General features: G+C 39.2%; 26 protein-coding genes. 12 read left to right on the top strand and 14 right to left on the bottom strand.

Features of this window, described 5'->3' with window-relative positions; translation table 11 throughout:
- Window positions 1–118 precede the first annotated feature (118 nt).
- The gene (locus tag EAX61_RS03525) at window positions 119–589 is read left to right on the top strand and encodes an Lrp/AsnC ligand binding domain-containing protein (RefSeq protein ID WP_121916273.1); all 471 of its coding nucleotides are present in this window, start codon (window positions 119–121) and stop codon (window positions 587–589) included.
- Window positions 590–665: 76 nt separating this feature from the next.
- Here the strand turns inward: EAX61_RS03525 and EAX61_RS03520 are convergent, their stop codons facing one another.
- The gene (locus EAX61_RS03520; protein WP_121916272.1) at window positions 666–1001 is read right to left on the bottom strand and encodes a TM2 domain-containing protein; all 336 of its coding nucleotides are present in this window, start codon (window positions 999–1001) and stop codon (window positions 666–668) included.
- A gap of 55 nt (window positions 1002–1056) precedes the next feature.
- Here EAX61_RS03520 and EAX61_RS03515 point away from each other — a divergent pair, with 55 nt between their 5' ends.
- On the top strand, window positions 1057–1929 hold the full coding sequence (locus tag EAX61_RS03515; RefSeq protein ID WP_121916271.1) for a hypothetical protein: 873 nt from the start codon (window positions 1057–1059) through the stop codon (window positions 1927–1929).
- Window positions 1930–2094: 165 nt separating this feature from the next.
- Here EAX61_RS03515 and ahcY read toward each other — a convergent pair whose 3' ends face one another.
- Window positions 2095–3411 carry an adenosylhomocysteinase gene (gene ahcY, locus EAX61_RS03510; protein ID WP_121916347.1) on the bottom strand — a complete coding sequence of 439 codons (1317 nt, stop codon included), beginning with the start codon at window positions 3409–3411 and terminating at the stop codon, window positions 2095–2097.
- Between the two features lie 81 nt (window positions 3412–3492).
- On the opposite strand from ahcY, the gene EAX61_RS03505 reads away from it, so the two are divergent.
- Entirely contained in the window at window positions 3493–4140 is a 648-nt protein-coding gene (locus EAX61_RS03505) for a 4'-phosphopantetheinyl transferase family protein (protein ID WP_121916270.1), read from the top strand.
- Window positions 4141–4701: 561 nt separating this feature from the next.
- Entirely contained in the window at window positions 4702–7116 is a 2415-nt protein-coding gene (locus EAX61_RS03500) for a TonB-dependent receptor (protein WP_121916269.1), read from the top strand.
- A gap of 124 nt (window positions 7117–7240) precedes the next feature.
- Here EAX61_RS03500 and EAX61_RS03495 read toward each other — a convergent pair whose 3' ends face one another.
- Window positions 7241–7666, bottom strand: a complete 426-nt coding sequence (locus EAX61_RS03495) for a hypothetical protein (RefSeq protein WP_121916268.1) — start codon at window positions 7664–7666, stop codon at window positions 7241–7243.
- A gap of 171 nt (window positions 7667–7837) precedes the next feature.
- Here EAX61_RS03495 and greA point away from each other — a divergent pair, with 171 nt between their 5' ends.
- From greA to EAX61_RS03475, 3 genes are all read left to right on the top strand, one after another.
- Entirely contained in the window at window positions 7838–8314 is a 477-nt protein-coding gene (gene greA, locus EAX61_RS03490; RefSeq protein WP_121916267.1) for a transcription elongation factor GreA, read from the top strand.
- A gap of 75 nt (window positions 8315–8389) precedes the next feature.
- The gene (locus tag EAX61_RS03480; protein ID WP_121916266.1) at window positions 8390–8740 is read left to right on the top strand and encodes a four helix bundle protein; all 351 of its coding nucleotides are present in this window, start codon (window positions 8390–8392) and stop codon (window positions 8738–8740) included.
- Window positions 8741–8781: 41 nt separating this feature from the next.
- The gene (locus EAX61_RS03475) at window positions 8782–9171 is read left to right on the top strand and encodes an HIT family protein (RefSeq protein WP_121916265.1); all 390 of its coding nucleotides are present in this window, start codon (window positions 8782–8784) and stop codon (window positions 9169–9171) included.
- Here the strand turns inward: EAX61_RS03475 and EAX61_RS03470 are convergent.
- The 3 genes from EAX61_RS03470 to EAX61_RS03460 form a co-directional block, all read right to left on the bottom strand.
- Complete coding sequence (locus tag EAX61_RS03470) at window positions 9166–9432, bottom strand: hypothetical protein (protein WP_121916264.1); 267 nt, start codon at window positions 9430–9432, stop codon at window positions 9166–9168. The two genes, EAX61_RS03475 and EAX61_RS03470, sit on opposite strands and share 6 nt — an antisense overlap.
- Window positions 9433–9540: 108 nt before the next feature.
- Window positions 9541–10119, bottom strand: coding sequence for an NUDIX domain-containing protein (locus tag EAX61_RS03465; protein ID WP_121916263.1), 579 nt, complete (start codon window positions 10117–10119; stop codon window positions 9541–9543).
- The gene (locus tag EAX61_RS03460; RefSeq protein ID WP_121916262.1) at window positions 10116–11309 is read right to left on the bottom strand and encodes a sensor histidine kinase; all 1194 of its coding nucleotides are present in this window, start codon (window positions 11307–11309) and stop codon (window positions 10116–10118) included. The genes EAX61_RS03465 and EAX61_RS03460 overlap by 4 nt, the downstream gene beginning before the upstream one ends.
- A 173-nt stretch (window positions 11310–11482) precedes the next feature.
- On the opposite strand from EAX61_RS03460, the gene EAX61_RS03455 reads away from it, so the two are divergent.
- From EAX61_RS03455 to aat, 4 genes are all read left to right on the top strand, one after another.
- Window positions 11483–12358, top strand: coding sequence for a flavin reductase family protein (locus EAX61_RS03455; protein WP_121916261.1), 876 nt, complete (start codon window positions 11483–11485; stop codon window positions 12356–12358).
- Window positions 12359–12394: 36 nt separating this feature from the next.
- Window positions 12395–12778: a DUF3127 domain-containing protein gene (locus EAX61_RS03450; RefSeq protein WP_121916260.1), complete on the top strand. Its 384-nt coding sequence runs from the start codon at window positions 12395–12397 to the stop codon at window positions 12776–12778.
- 96 nt (window positions 12779–12874) lie between these two features.
- Window positions 12875–13231, top strand: coding sequence for a DUF572 domain-containing protein (locus tag EAX61_RS03445; RefSeq protein WP_147448330.1), 357 nt, complete (start codon window positions 12875–12877; stop codon window positions 13229–13231).
- A 38-nt stretch (window positions 13232–13269) separates the two neighbouring features.
- Window positions 13270–13938, top strand: coding sequence for a leucyl/phenylalanyl-tRNA--protein transferase (gene aat / locus EAX61_RS03440; RefSeq protein WP_121916258.1), 669 nt, complete (start codon window positions 13270–13272; stop codon window positions 13936–13938).
- An 88-nt stretch (window positions 13939–14026) separates the two neighbouring features.
- Here aat and EAX61_RS03435 read toward each other — a convergent pair whose 3' ends face one another.
- Window positions 14027–14596, bottom strand: a complete 570-nt coding sequence (locus tag EAX61_RS03435) for a DNA-3-methyladenine glycosylase I (RefSeq protein ID WP_121916345.1) — start codon at window positions 14594–14596, stop codon at window positions 14027–14029.
- A gap of 61 nt (window positions 14597–14657) precedes the next feature.
- Between EAX61_RS03435 and EAX61_RS03430 the strand changes: the two genes are divergently transcribed.
- Entirely contained in the window at window positions 14658–15266 is a 609-nt protein-coding gene (locus EAX61_RS03430; protein WP_121916257.1) for a thioredoxin family protein, read from the top strand.
- A 42-nt stretch (window positions 15267–15308) separates the two neighbouring features.
- On the opposite strand, the gene EAX61_RS03425 is transcribed toward EAX61_RS03430, so the two are convergent.
- The 7 genes from EAX61_RS03425 to EAX61_RS03395 all read right to left on the bottom strand — a co-directional run bounded on the left by EAX61_RS03425 (window position 15309) and on the right by EAX61_RS03395 (window position 19683).
- The gene (locus EAX61_RS03425) at window positions 15309–16034 is read right to left on the bottom strand and encodes a hypothetical protein (RefSeq protein ID WP_121916256.1); all 726 of its coding nucleotides are present in this window, start codon (window positions 16032–16034) and stop codon (window positions 15309–15311) included.
- 52 nt (window positions 16035–16086) lie between these two features.
- Entirely contained in the window at window positions 16087–16788 is a 702-nt protein-coding gene (gene truB, locus EAX61_RS03420; protein ID WP_121916255.1) for a tRNA pseudouridine(55) synthase TruB, read from the bottom strand.
- A 6-nt stretch (window positions 16789–16794) separates the two neighbouring features.
- Window positions 16795–17238, bottom strand: coding sequence for a hypothetical protein (locus EAX61_RS03415; RefSeq protein ID WP_161555179.1), 444 nt, complete (start codon window positions 17236–17238; stop codon window positions 16795–16797).
- On the bottom strand, window positions 17231–18025 hold the full coding sequence (locus tag EAX61_RS03410; protein ID WP_121916253.1) for an undecaprenyl-diphosphate phosphatase: 795 nt from the start codon (window positions 18023–18025) through the stop codon (window positions 17231–17233). The genes EAX61_RS03415 and EAX61_RS03410 overlap by 8 nt, the downstream gene beginning before the upstream one ends.
- Window positions 18026–18064: 39 nt before the next feature.
- Window positions 18065–18325 (bottom strand): DUF3098 domain-containing protein, encoded by a 261-nt coding sequence (locus EAX61_RS03405; protein WP_121916252.1) that lies wholly within the window; start codon window positions 18323–18325, stop codon window positions 18065–18067.
- A 57-nt stretch (window positions 18326–18382) separates the two neighbouring features.
- Entirely contained in the window at window positions 18383–18742 is a 360-nt protein-coding gene (locus tag EAX61_RS03400) for a hypothetical protein (protein WP_147448328.1), read from the bottom strand.
- Between the two features lie 62 nt (window positions 18743–18804).
- Window positions 18805–19683 (bottom strand): cell division protein FtsX, encoded by an 879-nt coding sequence (locus tag EAX61_RS03395; RefSeq protein WP_121916250.1) that lies wholly within the window; start codon window positions 19681–19683, stop codon window positions 18805–18807.
- Between the last annotated feature and the right edge of the window lie 146 nt (window positions 19684–19829).

The raw sequence follows: 19829 nt of genomic DNA, 5'->3' as shown, positions 1-19829 counted from the left end.
CGTAAAAATCAAACCCCTATAACATAATTCTCTTTGCAATTAATCTCATAAGCGTCGCAAGGTGTTACAAAAATCTACAATTTGTGTACTTTAGACTTTCAATACAGAACCAAGACCTATGAAAATTGTAAAAGACGAACTCATTATAGACGGAATAGATAAAATTATCCTTCGCCAACTTATGGAAGATGCTCGCACGCCCATTCTTGAGATTGCTAGAAAAGTGGGTATATCTGGAGCTGCGATTCATCAGCGACTTCGTAAGCTGGAGAAATCTGGACTAATTTCTGGATCTAAGTTTACGATAGACCCAAAAGTTTTGGGCTACCGCACGATGGCATTTATAGGGGTTTATCTAGAACGTGCGGCAAACAACCCTCGAGCAGTAAGACAACTCAAGGATATTCCAGAGGTTATTGAGTGTCATTATACAACAGGAAACTGGTCTATTCTTATCAAAATCCTATGTAAGAACAATGAAGATTTGATGCATCTTCTCAATCACAAGATCCAGGCTATAGACGGCGTGTCTCGCACAGAAACTTTCATTTCGCTGGATCAACAAATCGATAGGCAGATAAAGATTTAATATAATTACGCTTTCGCGAAAGCGCACAAAAAAACCCTCCATCGCTGGAGGGTTTTTCAATTACATATATGTTGTGTTAAAGTCCCGGATAAGTTCCAGTAATAATCTCGACACCATCAATCACCCAACCTACGAAGAAGAACCCAAAGGTTAAGATAAATAAGATGTTCCACAAAATCGGACTTCCTAGGTAAAAACGGTGTATTGCAAGACCTCCTAGTAGTGCCCACAATATAATAGCAGTCGTTTGTCTGTCTAGCTCTGTTGCCGCTGGAGAAGTAATATCTACAGTAGCCGTTTCAGATACAGTTTCTACAGTTGTTGCTACAACTCTTGTTACTGGAAATCCAGCATACATATTAGATGAAACAAGTAATAAAAGCGCAAATAAAAGTGTAATTTTAAGTTTCATAATTACTTTGGTTTTAAATTAGATACTTAAAAGTACCTAAAAAATAATTACGTCTGTGAAATATCTTTCTTTATTTATTCTATTTATAACATATACAACAACCTTAGCACAGGGAGATGCCTATGAATACTTAGGTGTTCTTAAACTCAACGACTCCTCTTTTATACAATATAAGCTTGCGCTTGAGGAACGCGATGGAATTATACAAGGATATTCTATTGCAGATGCTGGTGGAAAACACGAAACTAAGTCTAACGTACGAGGTACTTATGACGACAAGGCAAACCAGTTTGCTTTTAAAGAATATAACATTGTCTATACAAAGTCTCCTATTACAGAACTTGATTTCTGCCTAGTACATTTTGAGGGGAAAATGCGCAAGCTTGATGTAGACAAGGGTTTTAGTGGTGACTTTACGAGTGCTTACCAAGACGGAGCGCCTTGCCTAAAAGGCGAGATCATAATGTCTAGCGCATCTCAAGTACAAGATAGGGTCGCTTCTATTGATAAGAAAATTCAAAAATCTAAAAAAATCTCTGAGGAGGTAAAAGAGAAAGTAAGTATGAAACGTACGGTGGACACACTTACAATGAGCGTTGTAAAAAAAGATGAAAATCTCAATATTTTTGCCAGAACAAAAAGAGTAGTCATCTCTATATACGATGCAGGAAAAGTAGATAATGACCGTATAAACCTTTATTTAGATGGCGAACTCATCATAGAAGACTACGCTATAGAAAAAGAGAAAAGAGAAATCGCAGTTGAAATCACAAAAGACTTTACTGTAATTAAGGTTGTTGCCCTCAACGAGGGAACCTCAGCCCCTAATACAGTTAAGGTCGAAATATTAGACGGGATGGATTTAATTACAACACGCACCAGCCTTAAAGAAGGTGAAAGTGCTGCGCTTACGCTGGTAAAACAATAGTTTTACGCTTTTGCGATTTATCCTGAGTATATCTCACGAAAAGGCTAAACCAATCATACTTACACAATAAAAAAACCCACGCCATAAACGTGGGTTTTGTCATAAAAAATTTTTGCGAAAGCAAAAACGCGAGAAGTCTAAAGTCTCACCTCTGCTATCTCAAATCTAATACCTATAATACTCAGGCTTAAACGGCCCTTCTACAGTCACACCAATATAGTCTGCTTGATCTTTAGAAAGTGTTTCTAACTCTACACCTAATCTAGACAAGTGCAATGCTGCTACTTTCTCATCCAGATGCTTAGGAAGCATATATACTTCATTGTTATAGTTAGCACTATTTTTCCAAAGTTCAATTTGCGCGAGTGTTTGGTTTGTAAATGAGTTACTCATTACAAAACTAGGGTGACCTGTAGCACAACCTAAGTTTACTAGACGACCTTCGGCAAGAACGATAATGTCTTTTCCATTAATCGTGTATTTATCTACCTGAGGCTTAATCTCATCTTTAGTCGCTCCGTGCGTTCCGTTTAACCAAGCCATATCAATCTCGTTGTCAAAGTGACCTATATTACAAACAATCACCTTATCCTTCATCGCCTCAAAGTGCTCTGCACGTATGATATCTTTATTTCCTGTGGTTGTAATCACGATATCTGCATTACCTACGACCGTGTTCAATTTTTTTACTTCAAAACCATCCATTGCAGCTTGTAACGCACAAATAGGATCGATCTCTGTAACAGTTACGATAGAACCTGCACCTTTAAAAGAAGCTGCTGTTCCTTTACCTACGTCACCGTATCCACAAACTACCACACGCTTTCCAGCAAGCATTGTATCTGTTGCACGACGTATGGCGTCTACCGCACTCTCACGGCATCCGTACTTGTTATCAAACTTAGACTTAGTCACAGAATCATTTACGTTTATGGCTGGCATAGGCAATGTTCCATTCTTCACACGCTCGTATAAACGGTGAACTCCAGTGGTCGTTTCTTCAGAAAGTCCTTTGATGTCTCCTGCAAGTTCTGGGTAACGGTCAAGTACCATATTTGTAAGATCTCCACCATCATCAAGAATCATATTAAGTGGCTTGCGATCTTCTCCAAAGAAGAGCGTTTGCTCGATACACCAGTCAAATTCTTCTTCATTCATACCCTTCCAAGCATATACTGGAATTCCAGCATCTGCAATTGCTGCAGCGGCTTGATCTTGAGTAGAAAATATATTACAAGAAGACCAAGTTACCTCAGCCCCAAGTGCTTTTAATGTTTCAATTAACACCGCCGTCTGGATAGTCATATGCAAACATCCTGCAATACGCGCTCCTTTAAGTGGTTGCTCATCTCCATATTCTTCACGCAAAGACATCAAGCCTGGCATCTCTGCCTCTGCAAGTTCAATCTCTTTACGTCCCCACGCGGCTAGGGAAATATCTTTTACTTTGTACGGTACGTACGGTACTGTCTTTGTGCTCATTTTGTTATCTTTAGTATTCATAGTAACTCCTAAGAGTCGGGCGCAAAATTAAGCAATAACTTACAGAAAACCATCCAGATTATGCCTCTTCACAAAACCATAACAGTCTCCCCCACCACTAAAGTCTATATTTGGAAAATAGAAGAGGATATAAATACGCTTAAGTCAACCCTGAGCCTAGCCCAAGGGCAAACTAAGATTCTCACAGACCATTGCCAGAATAGACTAGACTCAATGAAGTCCGAACTGCACCAACGGGGTTTTATGAGCATACGTCACCTCCTCGCCGAAGCGGGCTACACAGATTTTGACCTGTACTATAATGATCAAGGAAAACCCCACCTAAAAGATGGAAAGCACATATCAATCACCCACAGCTATAATTTTTCTGCAATTATAGTAAGTGATCATCCCGTAGGGATTGATATTGAAAAGCAACGTGATAAGATTTTACGTATTGCCCAGAAGTTTACCCCAATAGAAGAATACTACACGCTAACCAGCTCTGAAGCCAGAGTACGAAAACTCACCATCGTATGGGGTGCCAAAGAATCCATATATAAGCTCTACGCTCAAGAAGGACTGAGCTTCTTAAAACACATTTATGTGGAGGATTTCTCCTTTGACGATTCAAAAACCACTGCTCAGGTAGAATATAATAGCGTGCAGTCTCATTACAATGTCGACTTTTTAGAATTTGAAGGGTTTACCTGTGTGTATGCCAAATAAATTTTCGGGGTGGTTGTTTTGAAAAAATTTAAAACTTTTTCAGTTTAAATTTTTCAAAACTTTCCGTTTCACCTCATTTTCAAATTTACAAACTCTACGCACAAGAAGGATTGAGCTTCCTTAAACATATTTATGTGGAAGACTTTTCCTTTGACGACTCAAAAACTACAGCTCAAGTCGAATATAATAGCGTGCAGTCTCATTACAATGTCGACTTTTTAGAATTTGAAGGGTTTACCTGTGTGTATGCGAGGTAAAAAAATATGGAAATTCTTTCTTTTGAATCCTCTTTTACACCCTATCTTTGCCTCATCTCAAAGGGGTGCTTTTTAACAAGCTGAGATTATACCCGTTGAACCTGGAACAGGTAATGCTGTTTAGGAATGAGAATGAAGGTCCGTTCGAGCGTAGTCGAGAACTAATGACGTCCTTTCTCTTGAGAAGCGACTTGCCTAGACAAGTTGAAACCTCTTCAATGCGTTTGCCACCGGCAGACAGGTATTACTAATAACACTCGTAGAATATTTGCCCTTTGTATTCGTAACTAAAAAATTTTTACGGATGAAAAAAATCCTATTTTTTGCAGTTTTGCTTTTTACAGCAATCAGTTTTGGACAGACATTTACGGTATCTGGAACAGTGACAGATGCAGAGGGGCCGCTACCAGGAGCTAACGTAACTCAAAAAGGCACTACAAACGGCACCACGACAGATTTAGAGGGAAAATACACTTTAAGTCTCGAAAAAGGGACTCATATCATTGAGTTCAACTATATGAGCTATACGAGTGAGCAACACGAGATAAACGTCGAAAATGACCAAATTCTAAACATTCAGTTGTTTCAGAAAACCGAAAGTCTAGACGAAGTCCTAGTAAGCGCCATCCGTGTAGATGCAGACTCGCCCATCACACACTCTAACCTAGATGCTGAAGATTTAGAAAAGCGCAATCTAGGTCAGGACATCGCTACCCAGCTCAACTTCCTGCCAGGAGTCGTCACCACGTCTGACGCGGGAGCAGGGATAGGCTACACCGGTTTTAGAGTGCGCGGCACGGGGAATCAAGGGATTAATGTGACAATAAACGGTATACCTTATAATGACTCAGAAAGTCTCACATCCTTTTTTGTAAACCTTCAGGATTTTACCTCCTCTGTGGAGAGTTTACAATTACAGCGAGGTGTGGGGTCGAGTACAAATGGTTCGGCAGCTTTTGGGGCAAGTTTGAATATTCTTACGGATGCTGTTTCTGAGGAGCCTTACGGCGAAATAAACAACTCCTTCGGTTCCTTTAACACGCGACGTCACAATGTAAAATTCAGCACTGGACTGCTCAATGAGCACGTAGAAATTTCGGGAAGGATCTCCCAAATAAAATCTGACGGCTACATAGACCGTGCAAGCTCAGATTTAAAGTCTTATTTTCTTCAAGCGGCATATAAAGATGACAACACTCTCATAAAGGCAATCAACTTTGCCGGGTCTGAGGTGACATATCAATCTTGGTTTGGGGTAGACCAAGCAACGGTAGATAACAATCCTACCTTCAACCCTGCGGGAGCACAATATGACAATGAGGGCAATCTTACTGGTTTTCACAACAATCAAGTAGATGATTATAAGCAAGATCACTATCAACTGCATTGGAATGAGCGCTATGACAATAACTGGAGCTCACAGGTGAGTTTAAACTACACTTATGGTCGTGGCTTCTTTGAAGAATATGTGGACGATTGGTTCGAGCAGAATGTGAATTTTGGCAATGAAAGTTCGCTGGCTTTTTACGGGCTGGATGATGTGACCATTGGAGGCGAGACGATTACAACCACAGATATTATAAGACGTCGCTGGCTGGATAACGATTTTTACGTAGCTAGTGCTAGTGTAAATTACAAGGACAGTTCTTGGGATGTCACTTCCGGATTATATGCGAGTAAGTATGACGGAGATCATTTTGGCGAAGTGATTTGGGCACGTTTTGCCAGCGATAGCGAGACGGGTGACAACTATTACTTTGGGACGGGGGAGAAAGATGAATTTTCCGCTTTCGCGAAAGCGGACTTCCGCATCTCCCCACAATGGAGCGCATATCTAGACTTGCAAGGGAGATTTATCACCTACAAAACAGATGGAATAAACTCGGACATCGAAGAATTTATCGTAGATGAAAACTACAACTTCTTTAACCCAAAGGCCGGACTGAGTTACAAACTGAACGAGAGTAACCAGTTTTATGCCTCATACGCTAGGGCAAACCGTGAGCCTAGCCGTACGGATTTTGAAAACGGCGACCCGCAAGCAGAAAAACTGAATGATTTTGAGCTAGGATGGAGATTTAACACAGCAAAAGTAAAGCTTAATGTAAATGGCTATTATATGGCATACTCAGACCAGCTTATCCCGACAGGAGAGCTAGATAATGTGGGTGCCCCAATACGAGTAAATAGTGATAGTTATCGCGCAGGAATAGAAATAGACGCGGCCGTTGCGGTGACAAACAAACTCTCGGTGATGCCTAATGTGGCTTTAAGCACAAATAAAAACAGGGATTTCCTCTTTCGTCGTGATGGGGTGCTTCTTAATCTAGGGAATACTAACATTGCCTACTCTCCAGAGATTGTTATAGGAAATACGATCGAGTATAGACCTTTCGAGAATTTTCGCGTAAGCTTCTTGTCAAAATATGTGGGAGAACAATATCTGGGTAATATTGATTGTGAGAACTCTTTGTTAGATTCGTTTTTTATTAACGACTTAAACGTTTCGTACGAGCTTAAAAATCTCTCAGTATTCAAATCCGTGGTGTTTAATGTGCTGGTAAACAATATTTTTGATGAGAAATATGTTTCTAATGGGTACTTCTTTACATTTGACGATGATTTTACTGTGCCTGGAGAAATTACAACTGTTGAGGGTGCAGGATACTATCCACAAGCGGGGATTAATTTTCTTGCAGGCGCAACCTTAACGTTTTAAGAAACTCTATAAAGTAAGCCCATATAGAAAGACAGTTTGATACAAGTTGGGGGACATTCTCAGACTGCTCTTTAAGCCACTCTTCGGAGTGGCTTTTTTTTGCAGTATGCGATATTAGCCCCTTTTAATTAGAAATCGTAACCGTTCCACCGCTCTCTACTACTCGATATTGTAATAGTGTATATTGCAGTACTTCTCCTGAAGATTGACCAGTAAATAAATTATAGGTATTCTCATCACCACATCTACAAGTTACCTCTATACCATCGCGTACCATTGTAGAGCAGTCATTTGCTACGTGATTAGGATCTGACGCCTCCCATGCTCTTAGACCACTACCTGTATTAATAACATAAACTCCTCTCACGCCTACATTACCCACAAATACAGAATTACTGGGAAACTGAAGATCTTGCGATTGTATAGGACTTAACCGCTGACTAAAACCTACGTCTAGCAAAAAGGGATTCCTATTGCGCACCTCATCATCATCTTTGCACCCAGAAAAGATAAGGACACTCATAAACAAAAGGGATAATAGATTACGCATAGCTATCGTGTTTTAAGGAAATGCAATTTACCACAAAACGAATTAGCCTACGAAATATTTTGTATATTTGAGATAGTAATCCCGATAGTAAAAGGGATTTTTTTGTTCCCACTCTAGTGGGAATTGTTGTATAAAATAATGACCGCATTAAGCGGATTTAAAATACGGATTATGAGCAAGGTAAATTATTACACCGCAGAAGGACTTGCAAAGTTAAAAGCAGAGTTAAACCAATTACGGGATGTAGAACGCCCTAAAGCCTCACAAGATATCGCTGAGGCTAGAGATAAAGGAGATTTAAGTGAAAATGCCGAGTATGATGCTGCAAAAGAAGCGCAAGGAATGTTAGAAATGCGTATTTCAAAAATGGAAGAACTCCTCTCTAATGCACGCATTATTGATGAGTCGCAGCTGGACACCTCAAAAGTGCTGGTGCACTCTACCGTAACCATAAAGAATCAAACAAACGGTGCGACGATGAAGTATAAACTGGTCGCACAAAACGAGGCAGACTTTAAGACAGGAAAAATTTCTGTAGATTCTCCTATTGGGAAAGGCCTTCTAGGTAAAAAAGTAGGAGACATTGCAGAAATACAAGTACCAAATGGTATAATGAAGTTTGATGTTGTTGAAATTACCAGAGACTAAGTTTGAATTTGAACTCGAACTTGAATTTGAGTTTGAATTTGAATTTGAATTTGAATTTGAATTTGATAATATTAAATGAACGAACCTAAATATAATTTGACTGAACGATTAGAAGATTATGCGGCCGCTATCATTATTCTACATGACAAACAACCCTTATCATACACTGGTGATTATCTAGCCAAACAACTTATTCGTTCTTCTTGCGTCTCTGCCTTAAACTATGGGGAAGCTTTAGGAGACGGAACAGACAAGGATAAAATTAATAAACTTAGAATTTGTCTAAAAGAATTGCGGGAATCCTTGCGCAATCTTAATATACAATCTAAGGCTCGTCTATTTGCTAATGAGGTATTAAATCCGCTAAAGGATGAAAACGATCAGTTAATTAGAATAGTAGTCACGCGCATAAAAAATCTTAGTTAAAAAAATTCGATTTCAAGTTCAAACTCAAATTCAAGTTCCTTATGCCCAGCATCTTCACAAAAATCATCAACAGAGAAATCCCTGGCCACATTGTTCACGAGGATGACCATCATATTGCGATTCTTGATATAAATCCTAATACAAAAGGTCATACCCTTTGTATTCCTAAAAAGGAGGTTAACAAAATCTTTGACCTTTCAGACGAAGATTATCTCGCATTAATGGCATACGCAAAAAAAATAGCCGTTGCGCTGGAAAAAGCGGTTTCTTGCAAGCGTATTGGGATGTCTGTCATAGGGCTGGAAGTACCTCACGTACACGTGCATTTATTGCCATTACAATCTATGGAGGATATGCGATTTGTGGAGAAGGTAAAAATGGAAAAGGAGGAGTTTGAGGGCTTGACAGAGGAAATCAAACAATATCTATAACTGCAAGATGATATAAACCCCACACGCAACCGTAAGCAATCCTAACCCAATCAACCCAAGCGCAAGTGGTTTTAGTTTAAAATAACGATCTTTTTCGGCGAGTTTGAGGTGGTAAGCATACACACGTTCAATATCCTCTGTCCAATTTACAGGATAAATCTGCGCCTCGCAATGATGACATTTTAAAACTTCTCGAACTGTATTTGTTGCTTTTTTATAAAGTTTAGTATCGTCCCACTCTTGCTGAAATAATAACTCCATACCCGATGTACTAAAACATTCTGGACAGTTGTTTTTAATAGAGGCACGGTAAAACGTGGTTAGCGATTTTGACATAAAAGAAAAACGGCATTCCCTTTAAAAAATTGCCTAATCCATAATACCTGAGAGTTGCAGATGCTGTAATAGAATGACTGTTTTGGCGTCTTTAATTTCTCCAGTTTTTATGAGTGATAACGCTTTTGCAAAAGCATACTCAACAACCCTTATATCTTCTTGCTCACAATCTAACCCACCTCCATCATTTACCTTGCACTCATCTGAATATTCACCCAGATATAAATGGATGATCTCCGTGCTTCCTCCAGGGGTCATATAAACCTCCATTACCTTCTCCACAGCGGGCAGTTTGTAACCTAACTCCTCTTCTATCTCACGAAGTATTGTTTTTTTAGGGTCGGTCTCGTCCTGTTTTCCAGCACAGGCCTCTATGAGCATTCCAGAGGGATTTCCGTTAAGAAAAGAGGGCATTCTGAATTGTTCTGTAAGCAATACCGTGTTGCGCTCACGATTATAAAGCAACGCACTTGCTCCATTACCGCGATCGTACACTTCCCGCTTTATATGGTGCCAATCTCCCTGAGTATCTTGATAATCAAAGGTCACCTCTCGGATGGACGCAAATCCCTCGTAGTGTATCTCTTCCTGTATGTTTTTGACTCTAGTCACTCCTTTAATTTTAAGGAAATTTGCATCGTGGTCCCTTGGTCAGGCTCACTTTTAAGGACTATGATTTTACCGTTGTGATATTCTTCTATAATTCTTTTGGCTAGTGAGAGTCCTAATCCCCATCCTCTTCTCTTTGTAGTAAAGCCAGGCTCAAAAACGGTTCTAAACTTACTTTTGGGGATTCCTTTTCCAGTATCTGATATTTCGACCTTAGCGTATCGGGTATCTCTTTTTATGATTACAGAAAGTACACCTCTTCCCTTCATGGCGTCTATGGCATTTTTTACCAGATTCTCTACCGTCCAGCCAAATAATTGCTCATTAAGCATTACAGGTAAAGTACCTTGAGGTATGTCAATATGAAATTCTACAAGCTTAGAACTACGCTTGCTTAGATAATCATAGGCTTTTCTTGTCTCTACGATAAGGTCCCGCTCTTCAAGATCTGGTACTGATCCTATTTTACTAAAACGTTCCGTTATCATTTCTAGACGGTCTATGTCCTTAGTCATTTCTTCTATATAACTTGGATCAACATTTTCTGTTTTTAGGATTTCCGTCCAGCCTACAAGTGATGAAAGTGGTGTCCCGATCTGATGAGCAGTTTCCTTTGCCATTCCTGCCCAAAGCAAGTTCTGAGCAGATGACTTTGATGTCAAATAATAAAAGTAGATAACCGCTACAAATAGAATAACAATAACCATCAAAGCCACAGGAAAATATTTAAGCTGGCTTATTACTGGAGAGTTCGTGTAGTACAAAATATCATCTACTTTACCCCCAGGAGCAATAGGTATAGGCTCGTTTATGAGTTCAAACTCTTTTGCCATGGCAGCGAGCTGTTCTTGAGAAAGCTTATCCCCATTTTTGATGTTAGTTGGTGCATAAGTCTCTGACTCAAGATTGTATTTTATTATAGGAATGGTCTTGTTATCTGTAACTATTTTAAAGTGAAGCCCTGAGAGCGCCCGTTCTAATATTCTTGCATCGGTATTTTCTCTTTCTGGAATGACATCTATAGTCTCTTGAAATGCTCTCTGGGCAGCTCCGTAAAGCTCCATACGAGAGCGCTCTGCGTCCTTGAGTTGATCAAAAAACAGCGATACATTCCACAAAATAAGCGTGGTTATGATCAGGGAGGAGATAATGATAAACCACCGCGCAAACTGCGGAGAGGTATTAAAATTCATAAACAATCATTTAAAATTTAAAGATAGGACTTTGTTTTATTTTTATTCCGCTTTCGCAAAAGCGTAAAACACTTCAATATCAGAATAACATCTTACTAAACTTTAGGACAAAAGGAAAGGCGTACACCTCAACATTCTCCTTACTTTTGTCTAACATTTTAAATTTCAAAATAGTGTTTACCATAAACCCAAAAGAACTCCCCATCCCTCAATTATTCGGACATCTCACTGGAGCTGTAGGACCAAGACCTATTGCTTTTGCAAGTACCATAAATGCAAAAGGCGAGGTGAATCTTGCTCCCTTTAGCTTTTTTAATGTTTTTGGGGCAAATCCTCCTATCCTTGTTTACTCTCCGTCACGAAGTGGTCGGGACAACGCTACAAAAGACACGCTAGATAACGTTCTTGAGGTTCCAGAATGTACAGTTAATATCGTAAACTACGCAATGGTGCAACAAATGTCTCTTGCAAGTACAGCTTATGAGAAGGGTATAAACGAATTTATAAAATCCGGCCTCACCGAAGTGGCTTCAGAAACAGTAAAACCACCACGCGTGGGAGAGTCTCCAGTACAATTTGAATGTAAAGTCATTGAGGTAAAAGCGCTAGGAGATCAGGGTGGCGCAGGAAATCTTGTAATCTGTGAAATACTCAAAATACACATAGATAAATCTATAATTGATGACAACGGGCAAATAGACCCACTCAAAATAGACCAGGTAGCTCGTATGGGAGGAAACTGGTATAGTCGTGCAAAAGAGGGATTATTTGAAGTACCTAAACCCATAGCACAAACAGGTATCGGCGTAGATCAAATCCCAGAACACATAAGATTAAGTTCCGTACTCACAGGAAACGACCTCGGGATGTTAGGGAATGTAGAAGCCTTACCTAGTCAGGAAAGCATTAGAGCATTTATAAACGATCACGAAGCCTTAAGGCAAATGCTAATTCAAGATGCAACAGGAAATCGACACAAACTTGCGCAACAGTATCTGGCCAAAAAAAATGTGGATAACGCGTGGAAAGTTCTACTCGCAAAACGATAGATATTCCTTAGATTTACACCTTTAAATTACGATACGATGGAAGTACAAGGAAAAGTAAAAATGATAGGCGAGACTCAAACTTTTGGGAGCAACGGTTTTAGAAAGAGAGAGATAGTCGTGACAACAGAAGAGCAATATCCTCAGCACATTATGGTGGAGTTTGTTCAGGATAAAACAGACCTTTTAAATAATTATCAAGTAGGTCAAAACGTAAAAATAAGCATCAACCTTAGAGGGAGAGAATGGGTAAATCCTCAGGGAGAGACAAAATACTTTAACTCGATCCAAGGATGGAGAATAGAAAATGTACAAGCGGCAAATGCTGGAGGTTCTCCAGACCTTCCGCCTATGCCTCCCGCAGATTCCTTTGAACCTGCGAGCAACTTAAATACAGAAGATCACGACGATTTACCGTTTTAAAACGATAAAGTGAACTAATTAATTTATTTAACCTTGAACAGATATTATTTGTTCAAGGTTTTTTATTTTCGGTGCGTCCATACTTTTTTGGCGTTTATGAGAATATTTGGTATTTGTAAAAGTTGTAAAAACTATCTCTACTTAGAGACCTCCTTTAAAACTAAAGAGCGTCTTTCAAGTAGTGTAAACACACCGATTTTTATAAAATGTCAACGCTGTGGAGTTTCTAATCACTTTGAAGTCCAAAAATTAAGAGCAAAGTACTCTCGCACTCCATTTAAGATTGCGAGAACAGCACTCCTCTCGCTCACACCATTAATTCTCGCTTCCTTTTTCTTTTTACCTTACGACCTTGCACTTGTAGGACTTTCTATATTCTTAACCGCTATAGGCTTCCTTTTTATCATCCTTAAAAAATTAGAACTCAACAGGATTTCCAAGTTCAACGGTTGATGCTTGCTGGCAATTGTAATGCTATTTACCTTTGAGGAGTGTTAGAACTTCCAGAAAATCATCCGTGGGATAATGGCCCTTGGTTCCCAGACCATCATCTAGCAGATGAGGAAGGGTTACTTATGGTAGGTGGCAGTCTTGATAAGGACTGGCTACTACTTGCGTATAACTCTGGCATCTTCCCGTGGTACAATGAAGGGCAACCCATACTGTGGTGGACACCAGACCCTAGGATGGTCGTAAAACCTCAGGATGTCTATGTTTCAAAATCTATGCGCAAGATCTTGAAAGACAACACCTTTAAGGTAACTTATAACCAGAATTTTCTTGAAGTCATTCTTGCCTGTAAACGTATAAAACGAGATGGTCAGAACGGTACTTGGATTACAAATTCGATAGTTAAGGCCTATCTCAATCTGCACGAGTTAGGACACGCCATTTCTGTAGAAGTCTGGTATGAAGATGAATTAGTAGGAGGATTATATGGTGTAGACTTAAAAGACAAAGGAGTTTTCTGTGGGGAAAGTATGTTTACTACTGTGAGCAATGCAAGTAAAGTGGGGTTTATTACGCTTTCGCGAAAGCTTACAAAACAAAATTACCATCTCATAGATTGCCAGATGTACACGGACCATCTCTCCAGCCTAGGCGCTGCCGAAATTCCTAGAGAAGAATTTTTAAAATATTTAGAATACCCTTCAATGTAGCTAGATTCGACCTACAAGGGGTTGTTAAAGACTACCTTATAGGTCTGCCGAAAAAAATGTAAAGTCATTTCTCAGGTAGCATCGAAAATTAGCTTTTAACCTGCTCGTATCTAAAACACCCCACCTCGTGATCATTTACCATCCCAATGGCTTGCATAAAAGCATAGATGACGGTACTACCCACAAACTTAAAACCCCGCTTTTTTAAATCTTTTGATATTTTATCACTTAAAGGCGTATTTGCAGGACAATTCTTATAGTGCGACCACGAATTCTGAATTGGTGTGTTATCTACATAGGCCCAAAGAAACTTAGAAAAAGAGCCAAATTCCCGCTGAATATCCATAAATAACTGGGCATTTATTACTGTACTACGCACTTTTAATTTATTCCGGATGATTCCGGCATCTTGGAGTAACTCCTGAATTTTATTCTCATCGTATTGCGCAATGCATTTATAATCAAAATGGTCAAATGCCACTCGAAAATTTTCTCGCTTCCTTAGGATTGTGATCCAGCTCAAACCCGCTTGAAAAGTCTCAAGTACCAGAAATTCAAATAGTAACCCGTCATCACGTAATGGTGTCCCCCACTCATTATCGTGGTACCTTTCATAGAGGGTATCTCCTACACACCAGCCGCATTTGTGTTTTGACATAATCCAAAGTTTGTTTAAGGAAAGATAGTAAGTTTGCACAAAACTCAGCGACATACGAGTTATGGAAGTTATGACAAAAACACAATTAATAGAAGAAGCACTATCTGATGCTATCTCATACCAGGACTACAGAGCACTTACCGAAAAGCACGCTTTAGAAGGCACTAATACGGGCCAGGAAATTACCGATGCGCTTGCAAACTACACCCTGCTTAACCATAAACGTATGAAACGGCTAGACAAGACGCTCAAGATTTCTCCAGAGATGAGGCAGCAGGTAGAAAACTATGATAGAAAAGTTACTTGGCTCGTTTTAACCGAAAGCTGGTGTGGCGATGCTGCTCAAACAATGCCTATGATGCAAAAGTTTGCAGACCTTAATAAAAGTATCGATTTTAAAGTGATTTTAAGGGATGAGCATCTGGAGCTTATGGATGAATTCCTTTACAACGGCGGTCGCTCCATTCCTAAATTAATTGCTATTGATACTACGACTAGGGAGGTCATAGGAAATTGGGGCCCTAGACCATCACAAGCAACGCAGCTGGTAGATGATTATAAAAGAACTCACGGAAGTCTTACGCCTGAGTTTAAAGAAGATTTACAAGTCTGGTATAATAAGGACAAAGGACAAAACACAGCTAGAGATTTAATTAAACTCTTGAAATAACTTAGAAAATCACTTTATTCTCAGGAGAAGTTTGGGGTCTTTTTACCCCTGAAAACTATAGATTACAGTTCCCTCTTGTTCAGCGAGGGATCCATTATCAAAATAAGCCCTATTGAGGTAATCTAGAGCTTGATCTATAAGACAACCGTTAGATGAGGAAGAGGCTTTTTTATTGTATTCCTTTTTTACAATCGTCCCTTTATCATTAACCGTGATATTAATTACAATTATACCAATCGCATCACAAGTATACACTGGATTCGGAATCCGGATAGCCTCGCGCCCCGGAAGATTGTAAGTTACCGTACTACTACTATTTCCCTTTTTAGTATTACGAGCGGCTTCCCGTGCTTCAATTTGCGCCTTTAACTGCTCTCTTTTCGAGGCAAGTTCTATTGCGCGTTCCTTTTGCTTTTCAGAAAGATAGGTGTCATTTTCTGCATTAAGTTCACTTATACTACCACGTTGCTGCTCTTCTATAGCCTTGCGCACATCGTCTTCTTCTTTAAACAGTTGCCTGCTCTCGTTGCGTAATGTGTTTGCATTATAAGCTTGATTAGAACGTGAAGTTTTCTTGGTAAGAGCAACTTCTTGGGTTTTCTCTTCTTTTTCTAGCTCTGGGCTTTCGGCTGCAAGAGGTATTTCTATAAATTCTTCGACGATTTCGCCTTGATAAGGTTTTACGCCTAAAAAGAAGAAAACGAGCACCAGAAAACAAGCACCAGTAACGGTGATCAACAATGCTTTATCTGAATGTGAAATCTTCATCTGTAACTAAAATAATAAAAAACTACAGTCTATATGATGTGGTTAGTGGTCTCTAACTATAGCCAAAACTTGCCTCAAAGCCTTCGATAGTCTGTGCTGTATCTACGGAAAAGTCACCTATTTTGGTTCTGCGTAGTTCAGTAAGGTGTGCCCCACTCTCTAGTCCTAGACCAAAATCATAAGCTAGAGAACGGATGTAGGTGCCTTTACTACAGCGCACCTTAAAGTCTACCTCTGGCATTGAGATGCGAGTAATTTCAAAAGACGAAATGTGGATTTCCCGTTTTGGAATTTCTACTTCCTCACCTGCTCTTGCAAATTCGTATAGGCGTTTTCCATCTTTCTTAAGGGCAGAAAATATGGGTGGACGTTGTTGTATTTTTCCTTGGTACGCTTTCGCGAAAGCGTAAATAGCCTCCTCAGTAATATGCTCCGTAGGAAATGTTTTGTCTACTTCAGACTCCAGATCGTAACTGGGCGTCGTTGCGCCCAAAACTATAGTCCCAGTATATTCCTTTTCCTGACCCATAAATTCACTGATGCGCTTAGTAAACTTTCCTGTGCAAATAATCATCAATCCAGTCGCTAGTGGATCCAGCGTTCCCGCGTGACCTACTTTTATCTTTTTGATATTCAGATTTTTACGGATGAGCCAGCGTACTTTATTCACGAGCTGGAACGAGGTCCATTCCAGTGGTTTGTCAAAGAGAAGCACTTGTCCATCTTTGTAATCTTGGTCTGTGAGCTTAATCATATAGCGCTATTTTTCGACAATTTTACACCAAAGTGCTGGATGTTGAGCTCCCAATAATTGATTGACACGAGTATTCCCATTAATATTAGCTGTAAAGGTTTTTAATGGTGGTAAAGATTTGCTCTGTTCTATGGCTTGTGCAGTCAAAATATCTCCTTTTTTAAAATCACCATCTTCACATCTTGCTAAAAAGGTTACTCTCTCAGGTAGATGCGACTTTAAAGGTTTTCCAATAAGAACACCATATGGCGTTCCTCCTTCTGTAAAACAATATATCTCCGTAGGATAATATTCTAATAATATAAACTTTACCTCAAAATCAACCGTCATAAATGAATACTCCATTGGAGTTGACCAGTATTCTTGCTTCTTGTCTGAATTATTGAGAGTAGAACAACTTACTAATAATAAAACAAGTACTCCAGACAAATGTTTCTTTAGTTTAACCATAAAGACAAACTCCTATAGCAATAATCCCAACCACCAAACAATACACGGCAAACCAAGACAATTTGCTATTCTTAACCAGCTTAATCATCCACGTACAGGCAAAAAGACCAGCAATAAATGCAGCAAAAAAACCTATCACCAGCACAGATACATTGCCAGATTGCGTCGTGAGATCACCACCCACTAGATCCTTAGCAATTTTTCCCAAAATAAGTGGGATAACCATTAAGAATGAAAAGCGCGCTGCCTTACTCTTATCATTACCTAATAAAACAGAGGTTGAAATAGTGGCGCCACTTCGCGAGATACCCGGTATCATTGCCACCGCTTGAGCAATCCCAATAACGAAGGCATTAGGAAAGGAAACTTTCTTCTGAGTGTCCTTAGCCTTATCTGCAAGCCATAATAGTACCGCGGTGACAATAAGCATACAACCTACGAGCAGTATATTCCCGCCAAAAAGCGCCTCAAGTTGCTCTTCAAAAAGTAATCCCACAATCACTGCAGGAAGCATAGACAGTAAAATCTTTGCAGAAAACTGTGTTTCTTCATTCCATTTAAAAGAAAGTAGTCCTTTGAAAATCGCGACTATATCTTTTCTAAATACAAAGATGGTAGAGAGTGCGGTTGCAAAGTGAACAACCACCGTAAACATTAAACTTTCTTCGGGGACAGAAGTATCACCCAATATCGCTTTACCTAATTCTAGATGTCCACTGGAGGAAACAGGCAAAAACTCTGTAAGTCCTTGGATGATTCCTAGGAGAAGTGCGTCGAGATTATTCATTACCGCAAGAGCGTTATAACATTAACGAGGAAGTGAAAGTTACTTCTTAGCATTTGGATTGAGTAAGATAGCATAGACCTCAATACCAAAACCTATAAGAATGACTGCTGGGGCAAGACGTATACGTCTCCAAGAATATATATCTGGATTAAACACATTAGGATCATCACTACCGCCACCAGACATTAATATGAACCCGAGTGCAATAACTCCAAGACCTATAAGCATCCACTTGTAGTTTTTCTTGCCAAAGATAAATTCGGTTTCTCGTGCGGCTTCTTTACGTTTTTGTTCTCCCATTGTAGTACCCGCAAATGCGGTAATTTTCAATAAATATCTTGAAAAGTGAATATCTAATTAATTCAATTCACTGTAAATTATATTGTCTCCTACTTGCATTTGATGAATGTGTTTAGACACTCCCGCAAGTTTTTTTGTAAGTCGCAAAGTTACCGATTTATTTAGAAGTTTCTCTTCAAGACCAGATAGCGTGAATCCTTGTTCAAGACCGCGATTTATATAGTAATAATCACCATTAGGTGTTTCAAAAACTATATCCTTCACTCCACCTTCATATATTTTTGAAATAATAATGTCCTGAGAGATGGCAGCTGTTGTTGCTCCCGAAGCGTTGATATTATGTGCAGCCAGAAAAGTCATTAAAAATAGACAGGCAACCCCAAAACAAATTCCAACAAGAGTGTATACTTTTCTCATACCCATAGGATTAATGCTCTTTCAACGTAAAATATAAGGTTTTTAGTATGGAAAGCGCAGGTCTAATAATATAACTCGTCTGTTCTTAAGTTTAAGAAACGTTGTGTCGCAAGAAAGGTGCTGAACCATGTAATTACGATTCCTAGTAAGAAAACCCCTAAAAATAATCCTCCGATAATTAGTGGATCATCTAACAAAGCGAGCTGTGGGAAGGTCTTATTTGCATAATATAAAACGCCTGCCATTCCAGCAAGAGCAATTACAGCCCCTATCATCCCCAATCGTACACTTTTCCAGACAAATGGTCTCCTAATAAAACGTTTTGTTGCACCCACCATCTGCATCGTTTTAATTGTAAATCGTTTTGCATAAACTGAAAGACGGATGCTACTATTTATAAGCAATACGGCAATAAATGTGAATATCCCAGAAATGATCAAAACCCATAAGCTTATTTTTTTAATATTATCATTAAGTAATGATATTAATGGTTTGTCATAAGTTACCTCCTCTACAAATTCTTTTGCGCTAATTTGAGTAGCGATCTCATCTACTTTTTCTGCCGAAACGAAGTCAGCGTTTAAATATAAATCAATACTATTTTGGAGCGGGTTCTCCCCTAGGTATTCTACAAAGTTTTCGCCTAACTCTGCGCTATGTGCCTCGGCAGCTTCTTCTTTGGACACAAATTTTATCGATTTTGTATAATCGGCAAGCGCAAGAGATTTTTCGAGTTGTTTCATCTCCACCTCTTTAGCCGTATCCTTAAAGTAAATACCAACAGCGACGGTTTCTTTAAAGTAATCTGCTACTTTCTTAGTATTAAGAACGAGTAGCCCTAATAGCCCTAATAAAAACAATACCAAAGCAATGCTTACCACCACAGAGAAGTAGGAAGTAATCAATCTACGTTTTTGATACTTTTCAAAAGAAGAACTCATTCGTCAGGTTTTGCGTAAAAATAATAAATAGTCTGTTCTCCGCTTATGAACGGTCGATTATGAATTGTATTTTTATGAACAAGATTTTTTACGCTTTATGTGAGATAAACTCAGGATAAATTAAAAAATAGGACAAAGTCGCGTAA

Source organism: Dokdonia sinensis (genome assembly GCF_003688895.1).
Classification (GTDB): Bacteria; Bacteroidota; Bacteroidia; order Flavobacteriales; family Flavobacteriaceae; genus Dokdonia; species Dokdonia sinensis.
The sequence above is the reverse complement of the archived record's forward strand: the minus strand, read 5'-3'. Positions and strand labels throughout refer to the sequence as shown.